This is a genomic window from Curtobacterium sp. NPDC086286, from assembly GCF_044746255.1.
Taxonomy (GTDB): Bacteria; Actinomycetota; Actinomycetes; order Actinomycetales; family Microbacteriaceae; genus Curtobacterium.
On the sequence record NZ_JBIVBW010000003.1, the window covers coordinates 67,820 to 93,007 of the forward strand.

The following is a 25,188-nucleotide window of genomic DNA, read 5'->3' on the forward strand; positions in this document are numbered from 1 at the left end:
ATCCGAGGATGCGGGGGCCGTTCCGGTGGAGCTCAGGCTCAGTTGTAGGTGCCCGGCGTGAAGTCGTCCGACGAGAAGCTGTCGAAGTCGACGAAGCTCAGGTCGGCGTCCGAGAACGACGAGTCGTCCGCGAAGATGCGGTTCGGGTACCGCTCCGCCTTCGCTTCTTCCGTCGCGTTCACGTCCACGTCGCGGTACCGGCTGAGGCCCGTCCCGGCGGGGATGAGCTTACCGATGATGACGTTCTCCTTGAGGCCGACGAGGTGGTCCTGCTTGCCCTCCATGGCCGCCTGCGTGAGCACGCGGGTGGTCTCCTGGAAGGACGCGGCGGACAGCCACGACTCGGTCGCGAGGGACGCCTTCGTGATGCCCATGACCTCCTGGCGAGCGGAAGCGGTCTTGCGACCCTCCTGCAGCGCCGCACGGTTGAGCTCGTTGTACCGCGAACGGTCCACGAGCTCGCCCGGGAGCAGGTCGGTGTCGCCGTGGTCGACGACGGTGACCTTGCGGAGCATCTGGCGCACGATGACCTCGATGTGCTTGTCGTGGATCGGCACGCCCTGCGAGCCGTACACGTCCTGCACACCGTTGACGAGGTGCTTCTGGACCTCACGGACACCCTTGACGCGGAGGACTTCCTTCGGGTCGACGGTGCCGGCGATGAACTGCTCGCCGAGCTCGACGTGCTGGCCGTCCTCGATGAGGAGCGTCGCACGCTTCAGCACCGGGTAGATGAACGGCTCGTCACCGTTGTCCGGCGTGAGGATGATGCGACGACCCTTGTCGGTGTCCTCGATCGTGGCGCGGCCGGGGGCCTCGGCGATCGGGGACGCGCCCTTCGGGGTACGCGCCTCGAAGAGCTCCGTGACACGCGGCAGACCCTGGGTGATGTCGTCGGCCGAGGCCGAACCACCCGTGTGGAAGGTACGCATCGTCAGCTGGGTACCGGGCTCACCGATGGACTGGGCGGCGATGATGCCGACCGCCTCGCCGATGTCGACGAGGTTGCCCGTGGCGAGCGAACGGCCGTAGCACTTCGCGCAGACACCGACGCTCGACTCGCAGGTCAGGACCGAGCGCACCTTGATGCTCTCGACACCGGCCGCGAGCAGCTTGTCGATGAGGACGTCACCGACGTCCTCGCCGGCCTCGGCGACGACCGTGCCCTTCGCGTCCACGGCCGGGGTGGCCAGGGTGCGGGAGTACACGGTGTTCTCGACGCGCGGGTCGCGCACGAGCTTGCCGTCGGCGCCCACGGTCGCGATCGGGAGCTCGAGGCCCCGAGTCGTGCCGCAGTCGTCCTCGCGGATGATGACGTCCTGCGAGACGTCCACGAGACGACGGGTGAGGTACCCGGAGTCCGCGGTACGGAGCGCGGTGTCGGCAAGACCCTTGCGAGCACCGTGCGTGGCGATGAAGTACTCCGCCACGGTCAGGCCCTCGCGGTACGAGTTGATGATCGGGCGGGCGATGATCTCGCCCTTCGGGTTGTTCACCAGACCGCGCATACCGGCGATGTTGCGGACCTGGAGCCAGTTACCACGAGCACCGGACGACACCATGCGGTTGATGGTGTTGTCGACCGGGAAGTTGTCGCGCATCTCCTGCGCGATCTCGTTCGTGGCCTCGGTCCAGATCTTGATCAGGTCGGCGCGACGCTCGGCGTCGGTGATCAGACCCTTGTCGAACTCGCCCTGCACCTTGGCGGCCTGGACCTCGTAGCCCGCGATGATCTCCTTCTTGCGAGGAGGCGTCACGACGTCGGAGAGCGCCACGGTCACACCGGAGCGCGTGCCCCAGTAGAAGCCCGCGTCCTTGATCCGGTCGAGCGCGGCGGCCGTCTCGGTCTTGGAGTAGCGCTCGGCGAGGTCGTTGACGATCGCGGAGAGCACGCCCTTGTCGGTGACCTTCTGGACGAACGGGTAGTTCGCCGGGAGGGTCTCGTTGAAGAGCGCACGGCCCAGGGTCGTCTCGAGCAGCACGGTGTCGCCCTGCTCGTAGCCCTCGGGAGCTTCACCCTCGGCGAAGTGGACGTCCGCCATGCGGATCTTCACGAGCGCGTTGAGGTGCAGCGTGCCCTGGTCCTTCGCGAGGATGGCCTCGGCGACGGAGGAGAACGCACGGCCTTCACCCACGGCGCCCTCGCGGACGGTCGTGAGGTGGTGCAGACCGATGATCATGTCCTGTGCGGGCAGGGTCACCGGACGGCCGTCGGACGGCTTCAGGATGTTGTTCGAGGCGAGCATCAGGATGCGGGCCTCGGCCTGGGCCTCGACCGACAGCGGCAGGTGCACTGCCATCTGGTCACCGTCGAAGTCCGCGTTGAACGCAGCACACACGAGCGGGTGGAGCTGGATGGCCTTGCCCTCGACGAGCTGCGGCTCGAACGCCTGGATGCCCAGACGGTGCAGCGTCGGCGCACGGTTCAGCAGCACGGGGCGCTCGCGGATGATCTCCTCGAGCACGTCCCACACCTGCGGACGCGAACGCTCGACCATGCGCTTGGCCGACTTGATGTTCTGCGCGTGCGACAGGTCGATCAGGCGCTTGATCACGAACGGCTTGAAGAGCTCGAGCGCCATCTGCTTGGGCAGACCGCACTGGTGGAGCTTCAGCTGCGGGCCGACGATGATGACCGAACGGCCCGAGTAGTCGACGCGCTTGCCGAGCAGGTTCTGGCGGAAACGACCCTGCTTGCCCTTGAGCATGTCGCTCAGGGACTTGAGGGCGCGGTTGCCGGTACCCGTGACCGGACGACCACGACGACCGTTGTCGAACAGCGCGTCGACCGCTTCCTGCAGCATGCGCTTCTCGTTGTTCACGATGATCTCGGGGGCACCGAGGTCGAGCAGGCGGCGGAGACGGTTGTTGCGGTTGATCACACGACGGTAGAGGTCGTTGAGGTCACTCGTGGCGAAGCGGCCACCGTCGAGCTGCACCATCGGGCGCAGCTCCGGCGGGATGACCGGCACGACGTCGAGCACCATCGCGGCCGGCGAGTTGCCGGTGGCGAGGAAGGAGCTGACGACGCGCAGACGCTTGATCGCGCGGATCTTCTTCTGGCCCTTGCCCTCGGCGATCTGCAGGCGCAGCGCCTCGGCCTCGGCGGCCAGGTCGAACGCCTCGAGCCGCAGCTTGATCGCCTCGGCGCCCATGTAGGCGTCGAAGTAGATCCCGAAGCGGTCCTGGAGCTCGTGGAAGACGGCGTCCTCGGGCTTGAGGTCGCCCACCTTGAGGTTGCGGAAGTCCTCCCACACGCGCTCGAGGCGGGTGATGTCCTCGTCGAACGACTTGCGGACCTGGGACATCTCCTTCTCGGCGGTGTCCTTGGTGCGGCGCTTGACGTCGGCCTTGGCGCCCTCTTCCTCGAGCGCTGCGAGGTCGTCCTCGAGCTTCTTGAGGCGGTCGGCGATGATCGAGTCGCGCTGCCCCTCGAGGTTCTTGATCTCGAGGCGCATCTCGTTCTCGAGACCCGGCATGTCGGCGTGACGGCCCTCTTCATCGATGTCGATGATCATGTACGCCGCGAAGTAGATGACCTTCTCGAGGTCCTTCGGCGCCATGTCGAGGAGGTAACCGAGGCGCGACGGGACGCCCTTGAAGTACCAGATGTGCGTGACGGGCGCGGCGAGCTCGATGTGGCCCATGCGCTCACGGCGGACCGAGGACTTGGTGACCTCGACGCCGCAGCGCTCGCAGACGATGCCCTTGAACCGGACACGCTTGTACTTGCCGCAGGCGCACTCCCAGTCGCGGGACGGACCGAAGATCTGCTCGCCGAACAGACCGTCCTTCTCGGGCTTGAGGGTGCGGTAGTTGATGGTCTCCGGCTTCTTGACCTCGCCGTACGACCACTGGCGGATGTCCTCGGCCGTGGCGAGACCGATCCGCAGTGCGTCAAATGAAGTTGCTTCGAGCAATGTTCTTCTCTCTAGCTGGATTCGTTACGAGTACGGGCGGGATCAGATGTCGTCGACGGACGACGACTCGAACCGCGAGGAGATGTTGATGCCGAGCTCTTCAGCGGCACGGAAGACCTCGTCGTCCGTGTCGCGGAGGCTGACCGCCTGGCCGTCGGCCGAGAGGACCTCGACGTTCAGGCAGAGCGACTGCATCTCCTTCATGAGGACCTTGAACGACTCCGGGATACCCGGCTCCTGGATGTTCTCGCCCTTGACGATCGCCTCGTAGACCTTCACGCGGCCGAGGATGTCGTCGGACTTGATCGTCAGGAGCTCCTGGAGGGCGTAGGCGGCGCCGTACGCCTCGAGCGCCCACACCTCCATCTCGCCGAAGCGCTGTCCACCGAACTGCGCCTTACCACCCAGCGGCTGCTGCGTGATCATCGAGTACGGACCGGTCGAACGGGCGTGGATCTTGTCGTCGACCAGGTGGTGCAGCTTGAGGATGTACATGTAGCCGACCGACACGGGCTCCGGGAACGGCTCGCCGGAGCGACCGTCGAAGAGCTGCGCCTTGCCGGACGAACCGATCAGGCGCTCGCCGTCGCGGTTCGGGAGGGTCGAGTCGAGGAGGCCCTCGATCTCGCGCTCGTAGGCACCGTCGAACACCGGGGTGGCGACCTTCGTGCCGGGCTCTGCGCTGCGGGCTGCCTCGGGGAGGGCAGAAGCCCACTCCTGGATGCCCTCGACGTTCCAGCCCTGCTTCGCGAGCCACCCGAGGTGGATCTCGAGGACCTGGCCGAAGTTCATGCGGCCGGGGACGCCGAGCGGGTTGAGCACGATGTCGACGGGGGTGCCGTCGGCGAGGAACGGCATGTCCTCGACCGGGAGGATGGTCGAGATGACGCCCTTGTTGCCGTGACGACCGGCGAGCTTGTCGCCCGCGGTGATCTTGCGCTTCTGGGCGATGTACACGACCACGCGCTGGTTGACGCCCGAGCCGAGCTCGTCGTCGCCGTCCTGCGAGTCGAACACCTTGACGCCGATGATCGTGCCCTCTTCACCGTGGGGCACCTTGAGCGAGGTGTCGCGGACTTCGCGCGACTTCTCGTTGAAGATGGCGCGGAGGAGGCGCTCTTCGGCGCTGAGCTCGGTCTCGCCCTTCGGCGTGACCTTGCCGACCAGGATGTCGCCGGGGCGGACCTCGGCACCGATGCGGATGATGCCGCGCTCGTCGAGGTCGGCCAGGAGGTCCGGGCTGACGTTCGGGAGGTCGCGGGTGATCTCTTCCTTGCCGAGCTTCGTGTCGCGGGCGTCGACCTCGTACTCCTCGATGTGGATCGAGGAGAGCGTGTCGTCCTTCACGAGGTTCTGCGACAGGATCATCGCGTCCTCGTAGTTGTAGCCCTCCCACGGCATGAACGCGACGAGGAGGTTCTTGCCGAGCGCGAGCTCGCCGTTCTCCGTCGCGGGACCGTCGGCGATCACCTCGCCCTGCTCCACACGCTCACCGGCCGAGACGACCACGCGGTGGTTGTAGCTCGTGCCCTGGTTCGAGCGGTCGAACTTGCGCAGGTAGTAGGTCTGCGTGCCGCCCTCGTCGAGCTGCAGGGTCACGGCGTCGGCCGAGACCTCGGAGACGACACCGGCCTTGTCGGCGGTGACGACGTCGCCGGCGTCGATGGCGGTGTAGCCCTCCATGCCGGTGCCGACGAGCGGCGACTCGGAGCGGAGCAGCGGGACAGCCTGACGCTGCATGTTCGCACCCATGAGGGCGCGGTTCGCGTCGTCGTGCTCGAGGAACGGGATGAGCGACGTCGCGACCGACACCATCTGGCGCGGGGAGACGTCCATGTAGTCGACCTCGTCCTTGCCGACGAGCTCGACCTCGCCGCCCTTCTTCCGGACGAGCACCTTGTCGTCCTGGAAGTGGAAGGAGTCGGTGAGCGGGGCGTTCGCCTGCGCGACGACGAAGTCGTCCTCTTCCGAGGCCGTGAGGTAGTCGATGGTCGTGGTGACCTGACCGTTCACGACGCGACGGTACGGCGTCTCGATGAAGCCGAAGGAGTTGATCCGACCGAACGACGCGAGCGAGCCGATCAGGCCGATGTTCGGGCCTTCCGGGGTCTCGATCGGGCACATGCGGCCGTAGTGCGACGGGTGGACGTCACGGACCTCGACGCCGGCACGCTCACGGGACAGACCACCCGGGCCGAGGGCCGAGAGGCGACGCTTGTGCGTCAGGCCCGCGAGCGGGTTGTTCTGGTCCATGAACTGCGACAGCTGGGACGTCCCGAAGAACTCCTTGATCGCGGCGACGACGGGGCGCACGTTGATCAGGGTCTGCGGCGTGATCGCCTCGATGTCCTGCGTGGTCATGCGCTCGCGGACGACGCGCTCCATGCGGGACAGACCGGTGCGGACCTGGTTCTGGATGAGCTCGCCGACGGCGCGGATGCGACGGTTGCCGAAGTGGTCGATGTCGTCCACGTCGAGGCGCAGCTGCACCGGCTCGCCGTCACGGACACCGTCGAGCGTGGTCTTCTCGGCGTGCAGCGAGACCAGGTACTTGATCGTGCGGACGATGTCCTGCACGGTCAGGACCGAGTCGCTGAGCGGCGCGTCGATGCCGAGCTTGCGGTTGACCTTGTAGCGGCCGACCTTCGCGAGGTCGTAGCGCTTCGGGTTGAAGTAGAAGTTGTCGAGGAGCGCACGCGCGGCCTCGGCGGCGACCTGCTCGCCCGGACGCAGCTTGCGGTAGATGTCCTTGAGCGCCTCTTCCTTGGTGAGGATGGCGTCCTTCTCGAGGGTCGACTCGATCGAGGCGAAGCCCTGGAACTCGTCCATGATCTCTTCGCTCGTCATGCCGAGCGCCTTGAGGAACACGGTGACCGACTGCTTGCGCTTGCGGTCGATGCGCACGCCCACCTGGTCGCGCTTGTCGATCTCGAACTCGAGCCAGGCACCACGCGACGGGATCACGCGGGCGGAGTAGATGTCCTTGTCGGAGGTCTTCTCCTGCTGGCGCTCGAAGTACACGCCCGGCGAGCGGACGAGCTGCGAGACCACGACACGCTCGGTGCCGTTGATGATGAACGTGCCGCGCTCGGTCATGAGCGGGAAGTCGCCCATGAAGACGGTCTGCGTCTTGATCTCACCGGTCATGTGGTTCATGAACTCGGCGTTGACGTAGAGCGGGGCGGCGTAGGTCTTGCCACGCTCCTTGCACTCGTCGATCGAGTACTTCGGGTCCTCGAGCTCGGGCGACGTGAAGCCGAGCTGCATGGTCTCGCCGAGGTCCTCGATCGGGGAGATCTCCTCGAAGATCTCCTCGAGCCCGGAGTGCAGTGCGAGGTCGGTGCGACCCTGCTCCTGGCCTTCGGCGAGGCGGGCCTTCCAGACGTCGTTGCCGACGAGCCAGTCGAAGCTCTCCGTCTGGAGTGCGAGCAGATCAGGAACCGTGAGGGTGTCCGTGATCTTGGCGAACGAGAGTCGCGAGTGGTTGCGACCGTTCTTGGGGTTGGTGGATGCGTTGGGCGCAGCAGCCAAGGGTTTGACCTCCGGTAGGCCCCGTCGGGCCGGTACTGACGAGCAGCACGTAGGTGAGTGGATTGACGCTTCAGCGCACCCCTCGAAGACACGCGATCACGCGACGGCCGGTGAGCTGTGCACGTGTGCGATGATCTGGGTGGACGGGACCCGCCGACATATACGGGACCGGCACCACCAGGGCACGTTCTGGAAGAACGCTGCGTCGACCGCAATATGACGACACGGATGCCAGGGAGCGCGAACTGCCATCATAGGTCGGGCTCGTCGCGGATGTCCAGTCCTGGCTTGACCGAATTCGGCAGTGCCGTGTATAAGCCGGTGGACAGCGTGGGTATTCCCTGCTCCGCAGCCCGGCCACGCCCGCCAGCGCAGGACGCGCCTCCCCCGTCAGCGCAGGGCGCGGAACGCCGCCTCGGGCTGCCGCGTCCGCACGAACGTGACACGTCCGCGGTCGTCGGTGAACTCGATCCCGAGGCCCGGCGTGAGGATGAGCGCGCGGACGCCGCGTCCGATCCGGAGCCCGATGCCGCCGTACGTCGACGCGTCCGCCTCGACGAGTCGCACGTCGGTGATCCGGTCGCGGGCGATCCGTCGCGCGGGCAGCGGCCGGAAGCGCAGGACGACGTGGGTGTCCGTCACCGTCCACCCCGAGCGGGCGACGAGGAGCAGGAACCCGACCGCGACGCCGACGAGCGCCGGCACCAGCAGCGCCGTCTCCGGAGCGTCGCCCGGCCATCCGAGCACCGCTGCGGTCAGCCCGAGCCCGCCCACCAGCAGGACCGCACCCACCGCACGCATCCAGGTCGGCGCGTGCTCGCGCTCGGTGTGGGTGGACGGACGGGAGGCGCGGGTGGCGACCGCGGGACGGCTCGCGGTGGCGCGGCGGTACGTGGGCACGCTCATGGTGTCGGTCATGCGGGTCGACTCCTCGTGGGATCGGGTCCGTTCGTGCTCATATTTTACATAGCGCACGCAATGTGTTCAATGGTCACGGCGGGCGGACCACGGGCGGCGCGCAGGAGAGCGGGGAGCCCGGCGCACGCCGACGGCGCGCACACGAGGGGCAGTGGGGGTGCCGGACGGTCGCGCCGCGGTCACGAGCGGGGTGCGGAAGCGCGCGAGGTGTGGGGCACTGCGCGGATCGACGCACCGAGGTGACGACCCGGTGAACGGTAGGCGACGACCCTTGGCGTCCGCTGGTGGTGCATGTGCACGCATTCACCTGCGCCGGGTGGACCGGCCGGTCGGGACCGCGGACCCGGGTCAGCGCAGGACGAGGGCGACGGCCTCCGCGCGGGTGCGGACGCCGAGCTTCGTGAACACCTGGTTCACGTAGGACTTCACGGTGGGCACGGTGAGGAAGAGCTCGGCGGCGATCTGCGGGTTCGACCGGCCCTCGGCGATGCGCCCGAGCACGTCCGCCTCGCGCGGGGTGAGCGTCGGGAAGCGTGCGCGGAGCGACTCGGTCGGGTCCGGCGTCGCGACGGGCGCGGGCCCGGTGCCGCCGGCCAGCTGGGCGACGAGCCGGGCGCCCACGGTGGCGTCGAACGTCGACTGCCCCGACGCCACCGCACGGATCGCCGTCGCGATCTCGCCGCGACCGGCGTCCTTGGTGAGGTACCCGCGCGCGCCGGCCCGCAGCGCGGTCAGGATCGACTCGTCGTCGGCGAACGTGGTGAGGACGAGCACGGCGACCCCGGGGTGTCCCTCGGTGATGCGTGCCGTCGCCGTCGGGCCGTCGACGCCGGGCATCCGGAGGTCCATGAGCACGACGTCCGGGGACTCCCGCTCGACCGCGGCGACCGCCTCGGCCCCGTCCGACGCCTCGCCGACGACCTCGAGGTCGTCCACGAGCGAGAGCACCGTCACCAGCCCGTCGCGCACGATGGCCTGGTCGTCGACGACGAGGACGCGGATGGTCACGGGCGGTCCCCCTCGGCGGCCAGCTCGTCGACCGGCAGGTGCATCGCCACGACGAACTCGTCGTCCGACCGGTCCGCCTCGACCGCGGCGCCGCTGCCGAGCTCCGCGAAGCGTTCGCGCATCCCGAGCAGACCGTGGCCGCCGCCGGACAGCGGGTTCGCGACGACCACGTCCACGGCGTCGCCGTCCCGGATGACGGACAGGGACACGGGGCGGCCGGGGGCGTGCCTGCGGGCGTTGCTGAGCGCCTCCCGGACCACCTGGACCACGGCGGCGCGGTGGGCCGCATCGAGGTCGGTGAGCGCTGTGTCGCCCTGCGTCACGATCTCGCCGCCGAACGACCGGTGCGCGTCGACGAGGGCCGCCAGGCCCGTCGCGGGGTCGGTGGTCGGACGGGAGGCACGGTGCGGGACCGTAGACCGGCCCGCGTCCGCCTCGGCGTCGGTCTCGGTCTCGGCGTCGTCCCGCAGGGCGTGCACCGCACGTCGCGCCTCGGCCAGGCCGTCCGCGGCGAGCGCGCGGGCCTCGGCGGCGCGCTTCGTGGCGTCGTCGACCCGGCCGGCCTCGAGCAGGGCCTCGACCGCGTCGAGCTGGAGCACCAGGCCGCCGAGGGAGTGCGCGAGCACGTCGTGGATGTCCCGGGCGGCGCGGGACCGGTCCGCGAGGAGTTCGGCGCGCTGCTGGTCCCGCTCGGCCTCGCGCGCCCGTTCCGCCGCGATGCGGAACTGCCGACGGCTGAAGCCGATGAGGACGCCCAGGAGCATGCCACCGCTCGTCCCGAGGACGAACTGGACCGAGGCGTGCTCGATCGAGGCGGACACCGCGACGACCACGATCGCGGCGAGTGCGGCGACGGATGCCGCCCAGACCGGGACGCGGAGGTTCGCGCCGAGCAGGACGATCCCGACGATCACGGGGACGATCATGAGCGAGTCCGTCGGCACCACCGTCAGGGTGCCCGCGGCGATCATCAGGACCCCGGCGACGACGAGGAGCCGGGGTGTGCGACCGAACTCGCGGAGCGCCCACGCGGCGAGCGCCACCGCGCCGAGCACCCACACCCACGCGGGGTGCTGCAGGGCGATGCCGTTCTTCACGAACCAGAACGCGACGATCGCGATGCCGAGGGCGTTGAGCCCCCAGGCGGCGCCCGAACGGGACCGGCCTCCGGGGAGGTCGGTCTCGTCCTGGCCGGTCAGCAGGGTCACCGGACCATCATGCCGCGCGGCTGGCGGTCGCCGCGGGGGATGCGGCCGTCGATGACGACGGCGCGTGCGGCGCGGTTCAGTGCGAGGACGAGCAGGATCGTGCCGGTCGACGTGAGCAGGTGCGCGCCGAGGTGGCCGCCGAGCACGTCGAGACCGATGCGGACGGCGATGAGGACGATCCACAGCACCGCGCCGAGCGCACCCGTGCGGGACTGGATCGTGCGGCCATTGGCGTCCGGGGTGCCGACCGTGCGGAAGCGGGTGATGCTGCCCATGGTCAGGCCGACCCCGATCGTGATGAGCGCCTCGATCCCGAGGAACACGACGTCGGTGGTCGTGATCGTCGCCTTCGTCTGGGCGAGGACGACCACGCCGACGATCGCCATGATGAGCGGCGTGCGCCAGATGCGCGCCGGGTCGAGGTACTGCCAGGTCGCCTGGCGGTACCCGAGGAACGCGACCAGGGCGATGCCGACGAGGATGTTCACGAGGAGCTGGACCGACATGGTGTCCGCCTTCCGAGGAGGTCCGGCGGGCGTCTCCCGGCCGGTGGTACCAGCCTCGTTCGACGGCGTCGGCGGGCACACCAACCAGGGGTGGGGACGCGGGTGGTGATCGCGGTGGTGTTCGATTGGTGCCATGGCTGATGCGTTCGACGGGTTCCGGATCGGTGCGGGGTACGCGGTGGTCGAGCCGGACCGGCACCGCCCGGGGTCGTTCACGCTCGTGGTGGACGGCACGCCGCAGTCGCACGTCGACCTCGAGGACCCGACGCACCTGGCGTTCGAGTACATCCGGCGGATCGGGCACGCCATCGACCTGCTCCCGGACGGCCCGGTCACGGCGCTGCACCTCGGCGCCGGGGCCCTGACGCTCCCCCGGTACGTCGCGGTCACGCGGCCGGGCTCCCGGCAGCAGGTCATCGAGCTGGAGCGGGACCTCGTCGACCACGTGCGGGACGCGCTGCCCTTCCCCCGCGGGGCCTCGATCCGGGTGCGGTACGGCGACGCCCGCGAGGTCCTCGGCAAGCTCCCCGCCGGACTGCGGGGCACGGTGGACCTGGCCGTGGTGGACGTGTTCGGCGGCTCGCAGATCCCCGCGCACGTGACGAGCATCGAGTTCTACCGCGAGGTCGCGGAGTTCCTGTCGCCCACCGGCATCGTGGCCGTGAACGTGGCGGACGGGGCCGGGCTCGCGTTCGCCCGGGGGCAGGCGTCGACGCTGCAGGCGGTGCTGCCGTCGGTGGCGGCCGTCGCGGACACCGGGATGCTCAAGGGCCGGCGGTTCGGGAACATCGTGCTGCTCGGGTCGCCGACGGACCTGCCCGTGGCGGAGATGCCTCGTCGGTACTCCTCCGACCCGATGCCGGCGAAGGTCGTGCACGGGGCGGAGCTGCGGGCGTTCATCGCCGGGGCGCCGATCGTCACGGACCAGACCGCCGTGGCGTCGCCGGAGCCGAACCGGAGCGTCTTCGGCGGCTGACGCGCGACCGCGGGTCGGGCCGACGGTCGCCGTGCGATCGGGCGGATGCCGCGCACGCGGAGGGTCCGCCTGCCAGGATGGGTCTGAACGACCGCGCAGGTGCGCGACCGAGCAAGGGGATCCCTGATGACGAACGACGACCGGAGCAACGAGGACCGGACGGGCGACGGCCAGGCGCCGAGCTGGGGCGGAGCGCCGCAGCAGCCCGCTCCCTCGGCCGACGAGCCGCGCTACGGCGAGCGGGTCGACCCCGCTCCCGCCTCCACGCCGCAGTACGGCGAGCCGGCCCCGCAGGCCGACGCGCCGCGCTGGGGCGAACAGGCCCAGCAGCACCAGGCCCCGCAGGGCGAGACCCCGCAGTACGGGTCGACGCAGTACGCCGAGCAGCAGGGCCAGTACGGGCAGCCGCAGCACGGGCAGCCCCAGTACGGCCAGCAGCCCTACGCGGCGGCTCCGGCGAGCGCCGGTGCCCCCTCGTGGCAGGGCTACGAGGAGCCGAAGGCCAAGAAGAAGACCGTCGGTGTCATCGCGTTCGTCGTGGCCGTCGCCGCGCTCGTGGTCGGCATCATCGGCGGTGCACTGTTCGGTGGCGTCTTCGGCGGCTCCGAGGCGTTCCGCGAGTCCGTGCAGAACGGCGGGGCGACCCCGAGCGACTCCGACATCATGGCGCTCACCACGTCGTCGAGCGCCGTCACCGGGTCGCTGCTGTTCTACCTCGGCTCGGCGCTCGGCCTGTGGGCGATCGTGCAGGGCATCGTCGCCGCGGTCACGAAGCGCGGACGCGGCTGGGGTGTCTTCGCGATCATCCTCGCGGTCGTCGCGGCGATCGCGTTCGTGGTGGCCATCCTCATCTCGGCCGTCTCGGCCAGCGGGATGTCCTGACCCGACCAGATCGTCCCGGACGGCCCGTCGTGCACCCGCACGGCGGGCCGTCCTCGTCCCCGCGGGCGACACGAGCGTGACCCCCGTGCGCGTGGCACCGCTCGCTCTCGGGGCGGCGCGGTTACCCTCGAACCGATGTCCCTCCCGCCCGACGACCGCCAGCAGCCCGACCGCACCGACCGCGCCCGGGAACCGCGTCATGCGGCGCCCGTGACGGCCGGCGTGAGCCCCGGCAGCACCTTCGCTCCGATCAGCCTGCGCCCCGCGGTCGACGCCGACGCCGTCCAGCAGCGGCTGCGCGACCTCGGGCAGAGCCGCAGCACCGACGCGCTCGCGGAGCGTGCCGAGCTCCTCCGCCTGCTCGGTCGGCTCGACGAGTCGCTCGTCATCGCCGAGGAGGTCTTCCGCCTGACGATGTTCACGGGGGAGCGCTCGGACAAGGTCTCCGCACGGATCCGTCGCGCGCACGTCCTGCACGACCTGGGGCGGTACGAGCGTGCCGCGACCGAGTCGGCCCTGGCACGGGACACCGCCCGGACCGAGGAGTGGCCGGAGCTCGAGGGCGCAGCGGCCGAGCTCGAGGGCTGGTCGCTGTTCGAGCTCTCCCGCTTCGACGAGGCCCGTGCCGCGCTGTCCCGGGCGTACCAGGCGTTCCGCCAGGCCGGTGCGCCGTCGGAGCGCACCGAGGCGCTCCGGACGGCGGTCGAGGCAGCGCTCCGGGCCTCGGTCGCGCAGCCCCCGGCCGAGGACAAGCCGCGCACCGCCCGCGACGTCGCCGCACGCCGCGCGGACGAGGACGAACCGGCCGCACCCCGCGCTCCGGAGCCCGTGCAGCAGACCCCGACGGTGCGCCGCCGGGTCCTCGGTGCGCCGGACGCCGCCCGGACCGAGGCGGACGAACTCTGGGGCCGCATCGCCGCACGTGCCGCGCAGAAGGGCCAGGCCGGGCGCGACGAACCCGGCGACGACGAACGGTGACGACGCTCGAGGCCGTCCGGTCCCGCGCCGAACACCTGATGACGGCACACCTCGGGGCGGGCAGCTGGTCGTTCGGGTTCGACCACGCCAAGACCCGGGCGGGCCAGTGCGACTTCGCCCGCAAGCGCATCACGGTGAGCCGCCACCTCGCCGTGCGGTTCTCCGAGGACGACGTCGACCAGGTGCTCCTGCACGAGATCGCGCACGCGGTGGCCGGGGCCCGCGCCGGCCACGGACCCACGTGGCGCCGGACGGCGAAGGCACTCGGCTACACGGGCTCGCGCCTGTACGACGGCCCCGTGGCGAGCGAGCTCGCACCGTGGATCGGCACGTGTCCGGCCGGGCACGAGCACTTCCGCTACCGCACCCCGACCCGGCCGCTGGCGTGCGCGAAGTGCTCCCGCCGGTTCGACGCCCGGAACGTCATCGCGTGGGAGCGCCGAGCGGCGGAGGCCAGCCGAGCTACCGCATGATGCCGATCGCATGCGGAGGCGCGCCGGTAACCCGTTAGCCTGGGCGGATGCACACGGGGCAGCACATCCGCACGGACACCGGTTCCACGTGGTTCTTCGACGCCGGACGGATCGCCCTCGACTTCGCGCACACCGGCGGGTTCGCCGACGACCCGGACGGTCGACGTCCGCGGGCGCAGCTCGGCGAACTGCTCGCGACACCGGCCGACCTCGACGAGTGGCTGAGCGACCACACCGAGCCGATCGACGTCGGCGCGACCGCCCGCGAGCTGCAGGACGCGCGGGCCCTCCGTGCAGCGATCGCTCGACTGGCCGTCGCCGCGGCTCCGGGTCCGGCCTCGACCGCGGCGGAACGGACCGCGGTGGCTGCCGGCCTCCGCGCCGGGACGGGTCGCACGCGCCCGGCGCCGGACGACATCGACACGGTCAACCTGTTCGCCGCGCTGCCGGACGTGCCGCCGAGCCTGCCCGGTGGCCGTCGTCGTGCGGGCGCGAACCGGGTGCGGCTCGCCCAGGCGCTGTCGAGCGTCGCACGGGACGCCGTGGCCCTGTTCACCGAGGTCGGCTTCGACGACGTCGCCGCGGACGGACAGCCGACGCGGTTGAGCCGCTGCTCGGCAGACGACTGCGGCCTCGTCTTCTACGACTCGTCGCGCGGGGGCACACGCCGGTGGTGCTCGATGCAGCGGTGCGGCAACCGGGCGAAGGTGCGGGCGCACCGGGCCCGACGCGCGGCGGTCTGAGCCGACCCGCGCCTCCTGGCCTGCTCGTGACTCCGGCCCGGGCCGATCGCATGTGTCACGAAAACAAGGATTCGGCGCGCCGAATCCTCTGGCATGCTGTGTGCATGACCGACACCGCTGCCCGTCCCGCCGAGACGACCACGCCTCGGAAGCGCGCGGCCGGCCTGACCCTGCTCGGCCCCGCGTTCGTGGCCGCCATCGCCTACGTCGACCCCGGCAACGTCGCCGCGAACCTCACCGCGGGCGCGAAGTACGGCTACCTGCTGCTCTGGGTCCTCGTCGCCGCGAACGCCAGCGCGGTCGTCGTGCAGTACCTCTCCGCCAAGCTCGGCGTCGTCACCGGCAAGTCCCTGCCGGAGCACCTCGGCCTGCGGATGAAGCGCACGCCCCGACTGCTGTTCTGGGCGCAGGCCGAGGTCGTGGCCGCCGCGACCGACATCGCCGAGGTCATCGGCGGCGCACTCGCGCTGCACCTGCTCTTCGGGCTGCCGCTGGTCGCCGGCGGGGTGATCACCGGCGTGGTCTCGATGGCGATCCTCACCCTGCAGAGCCACCGCGGCACCCGGACGTTCGAGGCCGTGGTGACGGCGATGCTCGCGATCCTCACGGTGGGGTTCTGCGCCGGGCTGCTGTTCGCGCAGGTGTCACCGGGCGAGCTCGTCTCGGGGCTCGTCCCGCGGTTCGAGGGGTCCGAGTCGGTGATGCTCGCCGCCTCGATGCTCGGCGCGACGGTGATGCCGCACGCGGTCTACCTGCACTCCGCCCTGGCGCGCGACCGGCACGGCGACGTCCCGGCGGGCCCGGAGCGTCGTCGGGTGCTCGTCGCGACGCGCTGGGACGTGGGGCTGGCGCTCCTGGTGGCCGGCGGGGTGAACATCTGCATGCTCGTCCTCGCGGCGGCGACGCTGCCCGGGGTCGCCGACACGGACTCGATCCCCGGAGCGCAGCGGGCGATCGCCGAGCACGTCGGACCGGTCGTGGGCGTGCTGTTCGCGGTGGGGCTGCTGGCGTCGGGGCTCGCCTCGACCTCGGTGGGCTGCATGGCCGGCGCCGAGATCATGAAGGGACTGCTGCACGTGCGGATCCCGCTGCTGGCCCGACGGCTGGTCACGCTCGTGCCCGCCATCGTCCTGCTCGCGGTGAACGCCGACGCGACGATGCTGCTCGTGGTGAGCCAGGTCGTGCTGAGCTTCGGGATCGCCTTCGCGATCGTGCCGCTGGTCGTCTACACGTCCCGTCGCAGCGTGATGGGTGCGGACGTCAACGCGATGACCACCCGCGTCGTCGCGGGGGTCATCGCGTTGGTGATCGTCGCGCTCAACGTGGCGCTCATCGCGCTGACGCTGGCCGGCTGAGCGGGTCGGCGCCGGTTAGTCGACGACGCGCACGCCCTTCCAGAACGCCACGTAGCCCGAGTAGTCCTTGCCGACGCGGTCGAACGACGACGGGATGGGCGTCGGGTACGACCAGGCGTTGTCCTGCGGCGCCTGCCCGTCGACGTTCACCGTGTAGTACTGCGTGTCGCCCTTCCACGGGCAGTGGTACTGGGTGGGGCTCTCGGTGAACAGCTCGCTCTTCACGCTCGACGGCGGGAAGTACCAGTTGCCCTCGATCTGGATGAGGTCCTCCTGCGGGGCCTCGGCGATCACGGTGTCTCCGACGACTGCCTTCACGGCACGCTCCTTCGCTCTGCGGTCCGGCGGGGTACCGGATGTGGAGGTCGAACGCTACGCGCGCGAACTCGATTCCCGCAGGGTCTCCAGCTGGCCGTCCACCGCGAGCGCCGCGTGCACGTCGGCGGGCTCGAGCGCCGCGGCCGCCTCGGAGGCGCTGACCAGGTGCTTCACCGCCCGCCGCAGTCCCGTGTACGCCGCACAGGCGGCCGCCGCCTCGGGCGAGGTGTGGTCGATCCCGACCTCGGCGAGCGCGTCGACGACGGCACCGGCCGCGAGCAGGTCCTCGACCGCGAAGTCCGGTGCGTCCGGCACGTCCGCGGCCTCGCCCGCCGCTTCCGCGGCGTCGTCACCGGGTGCGTGGTGGCGTCCGGCGGCGACGATCGCGACGACGCAGCGGTCACCGCGTTCGGCCTGGAGGCGCGTCACGCGTTCCGCGACCGCCGTCGCGTTGCCGAGGTGGCCGAGCACGACCTCCGGACCGTCCGGCACCTGCGCGGCGACCGCGCGGAGCGCCCGTCGGCGGGCGGGTCCGTCGTGCGCCGCGGACGCCGGGAGGACGTCGACCCAGACGACCAGGTGCGTCCCCGGGGCGATCCGCGCGGCGCCGCCGGTCCCCCATGCGAAGCGGACCTGGTACTTCTCCTGCGTGCGTGCTGCCACCTGCGACACGATAGCCGTCGGCGGGTCCCTGATCCTTTCCACAGGTGCTCCGCCGTCCGGGGTTCGTCAGGGTCGGCGACCGTAGGATCTGTTGCCATGGAGATCGCCCCCGCACCCACCCTGACCGGCGACCGCGTGACGCTCGAGCCCCTCGGCTCCGAGCACGCGGACGACCTGCGGGCGGCGGTCGCGGACGGCGATCTGTGGCGCACCTGGTACACCTCGATCCCCGCTCCGGCACAGGTCGACGACGAGATCGACCGGCGGCTCGCCGAGCAGGCAGCGGGACGGATGGTGCCGTTCGCGGTGCGCGACCGCCCAACCGGCCGGGTCGTGGGGTCGACGACGTTCCTCAACCCCGACACGGGCAACCGCCGGGTCGAGATCGGTGCGACGTTCCTGTCGCGGTCGACGCAGCGCACGGGCATCAACACCGAGGCGAAGCTGCTCATGCTCTCGCACGCGTTCGACGTCTGGCAGTGCATCGCGGTCGAGTTCCGGACCCACTGGCACAACCTCCAGTCCCGCACGGCCATCGCGGCACTCGGTGCGAAGCAGGACGGCGTGCTCCGGAACCACTCGATCGGCCGTGACGGCACGCTGCGGGACACCGTGGTGTTCTCCGTGATCGCGTCGGAGTGGCCGACCGTGCGGTTGTCCCTCGCCGAACGGCTCCGTCGGCACGACCGCGCCGAGGGTGCTCGACGCCGATCCGCTCGACACGCCTGACCCGGTTCCGTCCGGCACGCCTGCCGCCGGGCCCGCCGGTCGTCCACCGCGCACGAGTAGCGTTCGCGGCATGCACGTGGGCATCCGGATCACCCTCGACGCACCGGTCGAGGCCGTGCGTGACGCCCTGCTGTCCCCGGCGGTGATGGTCGCCGTGACGAAGCCGTTCCTGGTCTACCGGTCGCGCGATCCGCAGGGGTTCCCGGTGCGCTGGGTGCCGGGTGAGCCGCACCCGATCACCGCGAGCGCCTTCGGCGTGGTCCCGAGCGGCGACACGCACGTCGACCTCGACCTGTACGAGGTGCGCGGTGTGCCCGTGCAACGCGACAACGGCGGTGGCACGAGCGGGCTGTTCGGACGGATGTCGATGCAGCACCGGATGGCGACCGTCGACCTCGGGGACGGTCGGACGCTCCTCGTCGACCGGCTCTCGTACCGGATGCGGCCCGCGGTGCTCGGAGTCCTGCTCTGGCCGGGGATGTGGGTGATCTGGCAGTGGCGCGCGCTGCGGATGCGCGCCCTCGCGCCCGGTTGGCGGCGCGCCCGACGAGCTGCGGCCTGACCGCCGGACCCGCGCCGTTCCTCCAGGCAGGGCGTACGCTCGTACCGTGAGCCAGACGCATGAGCCGGCAACCGACGATCGCGTGCACAGCACGCTCGCCACCGTGGACTGGCGGCGGATGACCTTCGACCTGTACCGACGGGTGCGGGCGACGAACGACCCGGAGACCGCCCACGCGCTGTGGCGCGAGACCCGTGACGCGATGTTCGGCGAGCACCCGGCCAGCCCGCTCCTCGACGAGGACGCCCGCGACTTCGAGTCCCTGCCCGTCCCGGACTACGACCCGTCGTGGCGCTTCCGTGCCCGGATCGAGCCGGCGGAGCCCCTCGCGATGGACGTCGAGACGGGCACCGACGGCATCGTGCACTTCGACCGGCTCGGCGTCGTGACCCTGGCCGGCATCGGTTCGCTCGACGTGTGGTCGCACGGCGGCTACGCGGGCGGCGTGTTCATCCCGGTCAAGGACTCGAGCGCCGGCAAGGCCCGCGGGACCTACGGCGGCGGACGCTACCTCGTCGACACGATCAAGGGCGCGGACCTCGGGGGCGACGACGGCGAGCTCGTCCTCGACTTCAACTTCGCCTACAACCCGTCGTGCGCGTACGACCCGGCGTGGGCGTGCCCGCTCGCGCCTCCGGGCAACACCGTCGCGGTCCCGATCCCCGTCGGCGAGCAGTACGACTTCTAGGGTGGAGCACATGTCGGGTCTCGTCGCGATCGACGCCGGAGGGCGCATCCCGCCGTTCGAGCAGGTCCGGTCCCAGATCGCCGCGCAGATCAGCGCCGGGTACCTCGTGGACGGTGAACGGCTGCCGAGCGTCCGCGGACTCGCGGACGAGCTCGGGCTCGCCGCCGGGACGGTGGCGCGGGCGTACCAGTTGCTGGAAGAGGCCGGGCTCGTGCAGACCGCACGCGGCGCCGGAACCCGGGTGATCCGACCGGCCGAGGTGCCGTCGTCGGTGACCGATGCCGCCCGTGCCCTCGCTGCCGCCGCACGGGCCGCGGGGCTGTCCGCCGACCAGGCCGCTGCCGCCCTGCGGGACGCCTGGCCCGCCTGACGCGGGCGCGGGCTGCGCCGGGGCGCGCCGCGGCGCAGTGTGCGAGGTTCCGCGCGGCGTGCGATGCCGCGCGCGTCCCACAGCGCGCGGAACCTCGCACAGTGCCGCGGCCTTCCGCGTCCGGCGCGCTGCGTCAGCAGCGCTCGAACACGTAGTCGTCGCTCGACGGCGTCACGAGGTCCCGGTCGCGCAGGATGGTCATCGCCGGCCGCTTCGCCGAGGCACACACCGACGACCACGGCTGCTCGCTGTTGTCCGAGTACTCGACGTCGATGACCCGCTTGCCGTACGCCTTCGTGTACTCGCCGCACTCCTGGTAGACGAAGCACTCCTCGGCGACCACGAAGTCGAAGCCGGTCTGCTTCCGCCCGGACGCCCCGAGCTGCGGCGTGTTCTTCTGCCCGACCGCGAGCCCCTCGCCGTGCCCGAGACGGACGAGCGCGGCGGCGAGTGCGAGGTTCCCGGACCGCGTCAGCTTCCCCTTCGAGCGCGTCCACGAGTCGAGGTTGTCGAACTCGACGGCGGCGAACCCGCGATCGGCGCACCGGGCGACGGACTTCGTGAGGACCCGCACGATCGTCGCGCGCTTCGCAGCGGTCGTCGTGTCGAGCAACATCTCGTCCGGCCAGCCCGGGTCGGACACCGGCTTGCCCGATCGGTCGCGGAGGATCGCCGTCGGGTGGTCCCGCTTCCACATCGCGGCGTCCTCCGGCTGGGTCTGGAAGCCGTTGACGTAGCAGATCGAGTACTTCCCCGTCGCTGGTCGTGCGGTGCTGTCGCGCTCGACGATCGTGACACCTGCCGGCGGCGCGTACGAGCCGCCCAGCTGGTAGTCGGGGACGCCCGAGGTGGGCAGGTTCCGGTACGACGCGGTGGGCACCGCGGCGGCGCAGGACGCCGTCCCCAGGACGGCGACGAGGGCCGTCGCGACGGTCAGCAGGACGGTTCTGGTGCGCACCGGTGCATCCTCGCACGAGCCGGCGGACACCTCGGCCTGGGGGATCCGACCCGCGCACGCTATGCTGGACGTACTCGAGGCGCCGATCGCCTCGTGCGTCGTACGGACGCCCCCGAACTCCCGGTCCACGGACCGATGATCGAGCACCTCCCGAAGGTGCCAGGCTTCTCTGCTGCGGCGACTGCGCCAGCCACACCCGTTGGCGCGCATCCCGCCCGCGCGCTGCCTCGCAAGCGCGACCACAGCCGGAGCACTCCGGTTGGAAAGGTCACCATGACCAACGAAGACATCCGTTTCTCCGACCTCGGCGTCCCCGCGCCGATGGTCGCCGTCCTCGCCGACCAGGGCAAGGAGACCGCGTTCCCCATCCAGGAGGACACGCTCCCCGACTCCCTGCAGGGCAAGGACGTGCTCGGCCGTGGCCGCACCGGCTCCGGCAAGACGATCGCGTTCGCGATCCCGCTCGTCGCCCGCCTCGCCGCCAGTGGCCGCAAGCGCCGCGCCGGCCGGCCCCGTGCCCTGGTGCTCGCCCCCACCCGTGAGCTCGCGACCCAGATCGACGTCGCCCTCGCCCCGCTCGCCAAGGCCATGGGCCTGAACACCACGACCGTCTTCGGCGGCGTCGGGCAGGGTCGTCAGGTCGACGCCCTGCGCGGCGGCGTCGACGTGGTCGTGGCGTGCCCCGGCCGTCTCGCCGACCTCATGCAGCAGGGCCACGTCAACCTCGGCGACATCGAGGTGACCGTCCTCGACGAGGCCGACCACATGGCCGACATGGGCTTCCTCCCCGGTGTGACCAAGATCATGCAGGCCACGCCCGAGCAGGGGCAGCGTCTGCTGTTCTCCGCCACGCTCGACAACGGCGTGGACAAGCTCGTCAAGAAGTTCCTGCACAACCCGGTCATGCACTCGGTCGACGAGGCGAACAGCCCCGTCGAGGCGATGACCCACCACCTGTTCGAGGTCGCCGACGCCGACGCGAAGAAGGACCTCGTCCGGACGCTCGCGAGCGGCACCGGTCGTCGCATCCTCTTCATGCGCACGAAGCACCACGCCAAGCGCCTCGCCAAGCAGCTCAGCAGCCAGGGCATCCCGGCCGTCGACCTGCAGGGCAACCTGTCGCAGGGTGCCCGTGAGCGGAACCTCGCGAAGTTCTCCTCCGGCGAGGCCCTCGTGCTCGTCGCCACCGACGTCGCCGCCCGCGGTGTGCACGTCGACCACGTCGAGCTCGTCGTCCACGTCGACCCGCCGACCGAGCACAAGGCGTACCTGCACCGCTCGGGCCGCACCGCCCGCGCCGGTTCGTCCGGCGACGTCGTCACCGTGACGATGCCCGCCGAGCGTCGCGACGTCGCGCAGATGATGCGTGCGGCCGCGATCAAGGTCACGCCGCAGCAGGTCACGGCGAACTCCCCCGCCGTCACGGAGCTCGTCGGCGAGGTCGCTCCGGTCCGCCACGTCGCCCCGGAGCAGCCGGCACAGCAGCAGCGCCAGCCCAAGCAGCGCACCGCCGAGTCCGACAACGCGGGCGGCGGTCGTCGCCGTGGTCGCGGCGGTCGTCCCGGAGGCGCGGCGCAGCCCGCGCGCACCGGCTCGGCTTCCGGGTCGTCCGGTGCAGGGCGTCGCGGCGGTCGTCCCGCCGAGGCCGGCGCCGGCGCGTCGACCGGCTCCGCCGGTGGGCAGCGCTCGGGTGCCGCGTCCGGCGGTCGCCGCAGTGGTGGCAGCCGTCGTGCGTCGAGCGACACCGTCCGCGGTGGGTCCGCTCCGGTCTGGTCCTCGGAGGGCGGCTACGCCGCCGGTCGTGGGTCCGGCGCCGAGTCGGGCGGCAACCGTCGTGGTGGCTCGCGCCGCGCCTCCCGTCCGGCGGGGTCCGCGCGCTGATCCTGTCGGCGTGGGGAACCTCCACGCCGCCTGAGCACGGACGCACTCCACGGGCGTAGGTTCTCCTTCACCGGATGCCGCGCGAGCGGCTGACGGGGAACTGTCCGCTGTCGGAAGGAGAGCCTATGGCTGGGATCGAAGACGTCAAGAACGCCGCTGCGAAGGCAGCTGGCAAGGCCAAGGAAGCCGTCGGGAACGTGACGGACAACGACCGCCTCAAGGCTGAAGGCAAGACCGATCAGGTCAAGGCCGACACCAAGCAGGCAGGTACGAACGTCAAGGACGCCGCTTCAGGCGTGGCCGACAGCCTCAAGAACGACAACAAGTAAGCCGGTCCAGTACCGCGCTGCGAAGCCCCCGGGTCCGATTCGGATCCGGGGGCTTCGTCGTATGCGGGTGGCGTCGGCTGCTACATGAGGGCGCCGACTGATGCGAGTCCGGCGCGGAGGAGCGCTCCGCGACCGCCCTCCATCTCGTCGGCGACGGCGTCGGAGGCCGCCTCCATCGGGCTCATCCAGGTCAGCTCGAGGGCGTCCTGCCGGGGCTCGCACGTGCCGGTCACGGGGACGACGTACGCGAGGGAGATCGCGTGCTGCCGTTCGTCCGTGTAGACGGACGCGCCGGGCAGCGGGAAGTACTCGGCCACGGTGAACGGGGTGGGGCTCGACGGCAGCTGCGGGAACGCCATCGGCCCGAGGTCCTTCTCGAGGTGCCGGAACAATGCGGTCCGGATCGACTCGCCGAACATCACGCGCCCGGACACGAGCGTGCGGGCGATGGAACCGCTCGGGGCGACGCGCAGCAGCACGCCCACCTCGGTGACGACGCCGAGGCCGTCGGTGCGGACGGGCACCGCCTCGACGTAGCAGATCGGCAGTCGACGGCGGACGTTCGCGAGCTCCTCGTCGGACAGCCAGCCGGAGTCGGGGTCGGGGGTGCGCAGCGAGGCCATGCACCGTGTCTACCAGTCACCGTGGCGAGTTCGGCGGAAGGCGCGGGGGTTGGGGATGGTTGATGCGTCAACTACTGTCGTCCACATGATCGATCGCGATGCCGTGCAGTGGACCCGGAGCCCCTCCGAGCGCGCGGGGACCCCGCTGCTCGTGACGATGCACGGGGTGGGGTCGAACGAGCGCGACCTGCTCGGACTCGCCCCGGCGCTGCCGCCGTCGTGGACCATGGCGTCGCTGCGTGCGCCGATGCCGTTCGGGCAGGGGTACAGCTGGTACCCGCTCGGCACGCCGGGCTCCCCGGCACTCGGGCCCGTCGACGAGTCCGTCGCGGGTGTCCTCGAGTGGATCGACTCGGTCGCGGCCGAGCACCCGCGGATCGGACTGCTCGGGTTCTCGCAGGGCGGGTCGATGGCGCTGCAACTGCTCCGGGCACGGCCCGCTGCGTTCGCGTTCGCGGTGTCGCTGTCCGGGTTCGTCGTGCCGGGAGTGACGGACTCGCGTGACGAGGCCGTCGCCGCCGTCCGGCCCCGGGTGTTCCTCGGGCACGGCGACCTCGACCCGGTGATCCCCGGCGAGGCCACCGCCCGGACGCAGGCGTGGGCGGCGACGAACACCGCCGTGACGGATCGCACGTACGAGGGCCTGCCCCACGCGGTGTCCGCAGCGGAGCTGGCGGACGTGGCCGCGTTCATCGGCGCGTAGGCGCACTCAGCGGGCTCGCCCCGCTTGGTGAGCAGAAATGGTCGGGTCCGACGTGCGGACTCGACCATTGCTGCTCACGATGCGGACGGGAGGCACGGTGCCAGCTGGCACCGCGCCTCCCGTCACGGGTTCCGACGTCAGTCGGCGAGGATCTGCAGGAGGTCCTTGCGGAGCTGGTCGATCTTGGCGGTGGCCGCCTTCGCCTGCTCCTCCGTCGCGCTGGTGCGGTACATGTGCAGGACGCCCATGGTCTTCCGGAGCGACTCGATGAACTCGCGGGACGAGTCCGGGAGACCCGGCGCGTCGAAGGCCGCGGCGATCTCGTCCGCCTTCGCCTCTGCCTCGGCCTTGCCGGCGTCGGTGAGCTCGAAGAGCGTCTTCCGGCCGTCACCCGTGGAGACGACGAGGTCCTCGTCCACGAGCTGCTGGAGCGTCGGGTAGACCGAACCGGGGCTCGGCTTCCAGGCGCCGCCGGTGCGTTCGGCGATGGTCTTGATGACGGCGTAGCCGTTCTGCGGGCCCTCGGCCAGCAGGCCGAGGATCGCGAGGCGGACGTCGCCGCGGCGACGGCGTTCGCGGCCGAAGCCGGGACCGCCGAACCCCGGACCGCCGAAGCCGGGTCCGAAGCCGCGACCGAAGCCGGGGCCGAAACCGCCGCGTCCGCCGTGGTCGTGGTCACCGCGGTCGCGGCCGGGGAAGCCGGCGCCGTGGTGCTGCCGCGCGCCGCCGAAGCGGGGGCCGCGCGGGTGCTGGGTGGTGTCGAAGTCGTTGTGCATGGGTCGCATGATGCGTCCTTCCGTCGTGCTGAGTCGGCTCGCGAACGGTCTGACCGGAATCGTCTTCGTCGTATCGCGATGTGTTAACGA

General features: G+C 71.1%; 24 protein-coding genes. 13 read left to right on the top strand and 11 right to left on the bottom strand.

Annotated features, from left to right (window positions below):
• Positions 1 to 38 precede the first annotated feature (38 nt).
• The 6 genes from rpoC to ACIPKM_RS06140 all read right to left on the bottom strand — a co-directional run bounded on the left by rpoC (position 39) and on the right by ACIPKM_RS06140 (position 11,091).
• Complete coding sequence (rpoC, locus tag ACIPKM_RS06115; protein WP_070417663.1) at positions 39 to 3,920, bottom strand: DNA-directed RNA polymerase subunit beta'; 3,882 nt, start codon at positions 3,918 to 3,920, stop codon at positions 39 to 41.
• Between the two features lie 42 nt (positions 3,921 to 3,962).
• The gene (gene rpoB / locus ACIPKM_RS06120) at positions 3,963 to 7,451 is read right to left on the bottom strand and encodes a DNA-directed RNA polymerase subunit beta (protein ID WP_070417662.1); all 3,489 of its coding nucleotides are present in this window, start codon (positions 7,449 to 7,451) and stop codon (positions 3,963 to 3,965) included.
• 390 nt (positions 7,452 to 7,841) lie between these two features.
• Positions 7,842 to 8,369 (bottom strand): hypothetical protein, encoded by a 528-nt coding sequence (locus ACIPKM_RS06125; protein ID WP_071295199.1) that lies wholly within the window; start codon positions 8,367 to 8,369, stop codon positions 7,842 to 7,844.
• A gap of 348 nt (positions 8,370 to 8,717) precedes the next feature.
• On the bottom strand, positions 8,718 to 9,377 hold the full coding sequence (locus tag ACIPKM_RS06130; protein WP_071295198.1) for a response regulator transcription factor: 660 nt from the start codon (positions 9,375 to 9,377) through the stop codon (positions 8,718 to 8,720).
• A complete protein-coding gene (locus ACIPKM_RS06135; protein WP_071295197.1) occupies positions 9,374 to 10,585 on the bottom strand; it encodes a sensor histidine kinase in 1,212 nt (403 codons plus the stop codon). Before ACIPKM_RS06135 ends, ACIPKM_RS06130 begins: the two co-directional genes overlap by 4 nt.
• Entirely contained in the window at positions 10,582 to 11,091 is a 510-nt protein-coding gene (locus ACIPKM_RS06140) for a hypothetical protein (protein WP_402736369.1), read from the bottom strand. Before ACIPKM_RS06140 ends, ACIPKM_RS06135 begins: the two co-directional genes overlap by 4 nt.
• A gap of 133 nt (positions 11,092 to 11,224) precedes the next feature.
• Here ACIPKM_RS06140 and ACIPKM_RS06145 point away from each other — a divergent pair, with 133 nt between their 5' ends.
• From ACIPKM_RS06145 to ACIPKM_RS06170, 6 genes are all read left to right on the top strand, one after another.
• Positions 11,225 to 12,067, top strand: a complete 843-nt coding sequence (locus ACIPKM_RS06145) for a spermidine synthase (protein ID WP_070417657.1) — start codon at positions 11,225 to 11,227, stop codon at positions 12,065 to 12,067.
• Positions 12,068 to 12,193: 126 nt separating this feature from the next.
• On the top strand, positions 12,194 to 12,949 hold the full coding sequence (locus tag ACIPKM_RS06150; protein ID WP_071295195.1) for a hypothetical protein: 756 nt from the start codon (positions 12,194 to 12,196) through the stop codon (positions 12,947 to 12,949).
• Between the two features lie 135 nt (positions 12,950 to 13,084).
• Positions 13,085 to 13,927: a hypothetical protein gene (locus ACIPKM_RS06155; protein WP_070417655.1), complete on the top strand. Its 843-nt coding sequence runs from the start codon at positions 13,085 to 13,087 to the stop codon at positions 13,925 to 13,927.
• Positions 13,924 to 14,400 carry a SprT-like domain-containing protein gene (locus ACIPKM_RS06160; protein ID WP_309777405.1) on the top strand — a complete coding sequence of 159 codons (477 nt, stop codon included), beginning with the start codon at positions 13,924 to 13,926 and terminating at the stop codon, positions 14,398 to 14,400. Before ACIPKM_RS06155 ends, ACIPKM_RS06160 begins: the two co-directional genes overlap by 4 nt.
• A gap of 47 nt (positions 14,401 to 14,447) precedes the next feature.
• The gene (locus ACIPKM_RS06165) at positions 14,448 to 15,143 is read left to right on the top strand and encodes a CGNR zinc finger domain-containing protein (RefSeq protein ID WP_070417654.1); all 696 of its coding nucleotides are present in this window, start codon (positions 14,448 to 14,450) and stop codon (positions 15,141 to 15,143) included.
• Positions 15,144 to 15,247: 104 nt separating this feature from the next.
• The gene (locus ACIPKM_RS06170) at positions 15,248 to 16,498 is read left to right on the top strand and encodes an Nramp family divalent metal transporter (RefSeq protein WP_071295194.1); all 1,251 of its coding nucleotides are present in this window, start codon (positions 15,248 to 15,250) and stop codon (positions 16,496 to 16,498) included.
• Positions 16,499 to 16,513: 15 nt separating this feature from the next.
• On the opposite strand, the gene ACIPKM_RS06175 is transcribed toward ACIPKM_RS06170, so the two are convergent.
• Together ACIPKM_RS06175 and ACIPKM_RS06180 are read right to left on the bottom strand one after the other, a co-directional pair.
• Positions 16,514 to 16,816 carry a DUF427 domain-containing protein gene (locus ACIPKM_RS06175; RefSeq protein ID WP_402736370.1) on the bottom strand — a complete coding sequence of 101 codons (303 nt, stop codon included), beginning with the start codon at positions 16,814 to 16,816 and terminating at the stop codon, positions 16,514 to 16,516.
• 54 nt (positions 16,817 to 16,870) lie between these two features.
• Positions 16,871 to 17,479, bottom strand: a complete 609-nt coding sequence (locus ACIPKM_RS06180) for a 2-phosphosulfolactate phosphatase (RefSeq protein WP_139201898.1) — start codon at positions 17,477 to 17,479, stop codon at positions 16,871 to 16,873.
• 96 nt (positions 17,480 to 17,575) lie between these two features.
• Between ACIPKM_RS06180 and ACIPKM_RS06185 the strand changes: the two genes are divergently transcribed.
• The 4 genes from ACIPKM_RS06185 to ACIPKM_RS06200 all read left to right on the top strand — a co-directional run bounded on the left by ACIPKM_RS06185 (position 17,576) and on the right by ACIPKM_RS06200 (position 19,828).
• Positions 17,576 to 18,208 carry a GNAT family N-acetyltransferase gene (locus tag ACIPKM_RS06185; RefSeq protein WP_071295193.1) on the top strand — a complete coding sequence of 211 codons (633 nt, stop codon included), beginning with the start codon at positions 17,576 to 17,578 and terminating at the stop codon, positions 18,206 to 18,208.
• Positions 18,209 to 18,278: 70 nt separating this feature from the next.
• A complete protein-coding gene (locus tag ACIPKM_RS06190) occupies positions 18,279 to 18,770 on the top strand; it encodes a hypothetical protein (RefSeq protein ID WP_070417649.1) in 492 nt (163 codons plus the stop codon).
• A 118-nt stretch (positions 18,771 to 18,888) separates the two neighbouring features.
• Positions 18,889 to 19,458 carry a DUF1684 domain-containing protein gene (locus tag ACIPKM_RS06195; RefSeq protein WP_071295230.1) on the top strand — a complete coding sequence of 190 codons (570 nt, stop codon included), beginning with the start codon at positions 18,889 to 18,891 and terminating at the stop codon, positions 19,456 to 19,458.
• Positions 19,459 to 19,468: 10 nt separating this feature from the next.
• Positions 19,469 to 19,828 carry a GntR family transcriptional regulator gene (locus ACIPKM_RS06200; RefSeq protein WP_071295229.1) on the top strand — a complete coding sequence of 120 codons (360 nt, stop codon included), beginning with the start codon at positions 19,469 to 19,471 and terminating at the stop codon, positions 19,826 to 19,828.
• A gap of 133 nt (positions 19,829 to 19,961) precedes the next feature.
• Here the strand turns inward: ACIPKM_RS06200 and ACIPKM_RS06205 are convergent, their stop codons facing one another.
• A complete protein-coding gene (locus ACIPKM_RS06205) occupies positions 19,962 to 20,786 on the bottom strand; it encodes an endo alpha-1,4 polygalactosaminidase (protein ID WP_071295228.1) in 825 nt (274 codons plus the stop codon).
• A 273-nt stretch (positions 20,787 to 21,059) separates the two neighbouring features.
• Here ACIPKM_RS06205 and ACIPKM_RS06210 point away from each other — a divergent pair, with 273 nt between their 5' ends.
• Complete coding sequence (locus ACIPKM_RS06210; protein ID WP_071295192.1) at positions 21,060 to 22,667, top strand: DEAD/DEAH box helicase; 1,608 nt, start codon at positions 21,060 to 21,062, stop codon at positions 22,665 to 22,667.
• A 125-nt stretch (positions 22,668 to 22,792) separates the two neighbouring features.
• Positions 22,793 to 22,996 carry a CsbD family protein gene (locus tag ACIPKM_RS06215; protein WP_070417647.1) on the top strand — a complete coding sequence of 68 codons (204 nt, stop codon included), beginning with the start codon at positions 22,793 to 22,795 and terminating at the stop codon, positions 22,994 to 22,996.
• Between the two features lie 80 nt (positions 22,997 to 23,076).
• Here the strand turns inward: ACIPKM_RS06215 and ACIPKM_RS06220 are convergent, their stop codons facing one another.
• Entirely contained in the window at positions 23,077 to 23,619 is a 543-nt protein-coding gene (locus tag ACIPKM_RS06220; RefSeq protein WP_070417646.1) for an NUDIX hydrolase family protein, read from the bottom strand.
• Between the two features lie 85 nt (positions 23,620 to 23,704).
• Between ACIPKM_RS06220 and ACIPKM_RS06225 the strand changes: the two genes are divergently transcribed.
• A complete protein-coding gene (locus tag ACIPKM_RS06225; RefSeq protein WP_071295191.1) occupies positions 23,705 to 24,322 on the top strand; it encodes an alpha/beta hydrolase in 618 nt (205 codons plus the stop codon).
• Between the two features lie 137 nt (positions 24,323 to 24,459).
• Here ACIPKM_RS06225 and ACIPKM_RS06230 read toward each other — a convergent pair whose 3' ends face one another.
• Positions 24,460 to 25,098, bottom strand: a complete 639-nt coding sequence (locus ACIPKM_RS06230) for a PadR family transcriptional regulator (RefSeq protein ID WP_402736371.1) — start codon at positions 25,096 to 25,098, stop codon at positions 24,460 to 24,462.
• Positions 25,099 to 25,188: the final 90 nt, after the last annotated feature.

Coding starts and splice junctions, on each gene's coding strand:
- ACIPKM_RS06150 (WP_071295195.1), top strand. CDS start 12,194: ATGACGAACGACGACCGGAGCAACGAGGACCGGACGGGCGACGGCCAG.
- ACIPKM_RS06215 (WP_070417647.1), top strand. CDS start 22,793: ATGGCTGGGATCGAAGACGTCAAGAACGCCGCTGCGAAGGCAGCTGGC.
- ACIPKM_RS06170 (WP_071295194.1), top strand. CDS start 15,248: ATGACCGACACCGCTGCCCGTCCCGCCGAGACGACCACGCCTCGGAAG.
- ACIPKM_RS06145 (WP_070417657.1), top strand. CDS start 11,225: ATGGCTGATGCGTTCGACGGGTTCCGGATCGGTGCGGGGTACGCGGTG.
- ACIPKM_RS06185 (WP_071295193.1), top strand. CDS start 17,576: ATGGAGATCGCCCCCGCACCCACCCTGACCGGCGACCGCGTGACGCTC.
- ACIPKM_RS06140 (WP_402736369.1), bottom strand. CDS start 11,091: ATGTCGGTCCAGCTCCTCGTGAACATCCTCGTCGGCATCGCCCTGGTC.
- ACIPKM_RS06155 (WP_070417655.1), top strand. CDS start 13,085: ATGTCCCTCCCGCCCGACGACCGCCAGCAGCCCGACCGCACCGACCGC.
- ACIPKM_RS06165 (WP_070417654.1), top strand. CDS start 14,448: ATGCACACGGGGCAGCACATCCGCACGGACACCGGTTCCACGTGGTTC.
- ACIPKM_RS06220 (WP_070417646.1), bottom strand. CDS start 23,619: ATGGCCTCGCTGCGCACCCCCGACCCCGACTCCGGCTGGCTGTCCGAC.
- ACIPKM_RS06225 (WP_071295191.1), top strand. CDS start 23,705: ATGATCGATCGCGATGCCGTGCAGTGGACCCGGAGCCCCTCCGAGCGC.
- ACIPKM_RS06125 (WP_071295199.1), bottom strand. CDS start 8,369: ATGACCGACACCATGAGCGTGCCCACGTACCGCCGCGCCACCGCGAGC.
- ACIPKM_RS06200 (WP_071295229.1), top strand. CDS start 19,469: ATGTCGGGTCTCGTCGCGATCGACGCCGGAGGGCGCATCCCGCCGTTC.
- ACIPKM_RS06210 (WP_071295192.1), top strand. CDS start 21,060: ATGACCAACGAAGACATCCGTTTCTCCGACCTCGGCGTCCCCGCGCCG.
- ACIPKM_RS06230 (WP_402736371.1), bottom strand. CDS start 25,098: ATGCACAACGACTTCGACACCACCCAGCACCCGCGCGGCCCCCGCTTC.
- ACIPKM_RS06190 (WP_070417649.1), top strand. CDS start 18,279: ATGCACGTGGGCATCCGGATCACCCTCGACGCACCGGTCGAGGCCGTG.
- ACIPKM_RS06195 (WP_071295230.1), top strand. CDS start 18,889: ATGACCTTCGACCTGTACCGACGGGTGCGGGCGACGAACGACCCGGAG.